This is a genomic window from Staphylococcus sp. HMSC62A08, assembly GCF_001839105.1.
Taxonomy (GTDB): domain Bacteria; phylum Bacillota; class Bacilli; order Staphylococcales; family Staphylococcaceae; genus Staphylococcus; species Staphylococcus caprae.
This window is the reverse complement of record NZ_KV840022.1, coordinates 1-1,137: the sequence shown is the minus strand read 5'-3', so window position 1 is coordinate 1,137 and position 1,137 is coordinate 1. Positions and strand designations below refer to the sequence as shown.

At 28.7% G+C, this 1,137-nt stretch carries 2 protein-coding genes; both read left to right on the top strand.

The window, feature by feature from the left end; genetic code table 11:
* Positions 1-212: 212 nt before the first annotated feature.
* Complete coding sequence (locus tag HMPREF3264_RS00020; RefSeq protein WP_030065359.1) at positions 213-830, top strand: CadD family cadmium resistance transporter; 618 nt, start codon at positions 213-215, stop codon at positions 828-830.
* An 18-nt stretch (positions 831-848) separates the two neighbouring features.
* Positions 849-1,137, top strand: a 289-nt coding sequence (locus tag HMPREF3264_RS00015; protein ID WP_070871517.1) for an ArsR family transcriptional regulator, incomplete at its 3' end; no start/stop codon positions are given.

Below are 1,137 nucleotides of genomic sequence, written 5' to 3'. Positions count from 1 at the left end.
ATCTTTGCTATAACACCGATTACTTAAAACTAAGGTAAAAATCGACGAATGTCGGCATAGCGTGAGCTATTAACCCTACCATTCGACAAGTTTTGGGATTGTTAAGGGTTCCGAGGCTCAACGTCAATAAAGCAATTGGAATAAAGCACCTATGATTATTTAAAAATATTAGTTATAATACATTCAAAAATATTTTTGAATGAGGTGTAATTATGATTCAAACTATTGTAACTGCTGCTATTCTTTATATTGCGACAGCATTAGACTTATTAGTGATTTTATTAATGTTCTTTGCTAGAGCAAATACTAGGAAAGAATATCGAGATATTTATATTGGTCAATATGTAGGATCTGTGGCATTGATTGTCATAAGTTTATTCTTTGCCTTTGTCTTAAATTATGTTCCTGAAAAATGGATATTAGGATTATTAGGGTTAATACCGATTTATTTAGGAATTAAGGTGGCTATTTATGGTGATAGTGACGGAGAAGAGAGAGCTAAAAAAGAATTGAATGAAAAAGGATTGTCTAAATTAGTTGGTACGATTGCAATTGTTACGATAGCAAGTTGTGGTGCTGATAATATCGGTTTATTTGTTCCCTATTTTGTGACATTAAGTGTTACTAATTTATTAATTACTTTGTTTGTCTTTTTAATTTTAATTTTCTTCTTGGTATTTACTGCACAAAAATTAGCTAATATTCCAGGAGTTGGAGAAATTGTTGAGAAATTTGGTCGTTGGATTATGGCTGTTATTTATATAGCTTTAGGTTTATTTATCATTATAGAAAATGACACTATTCAAACAATTTTAGGATTTATATTTTAATTTAGGGTGTGATTTCATATGAGTTATGAAAATGCTTGTGATGTGATCTGTGTACATGAGGATAAAGTTAACAATGCTTTAAGTTTTTTAGAAGATGATAAATCTAAGAAATTACTTAACATTTTAGAAAAGATTTGTGATGAGAAGAAATTGAAAATTATATTATCTTTGATTAAAGAAGATGAGTTGTGTGTTTGTGATATTTCTTTGATATTGAAAATGAGTATTGCTTCAACTTCACATCATTTAAGACTTTTATATAAAAATGAGGTGCTTGATTTTTATAAAGATGGAAAGATGGCATATT

Coding starts and splice junctions, on each gene's coding strand:
- HMPREF3264_RS00020 (WP_030065359.1), top strand. CDS start 213: ATGATTCAAACTATTGTAACTGCTGCTATTCTTTATATTGCGACAGCA.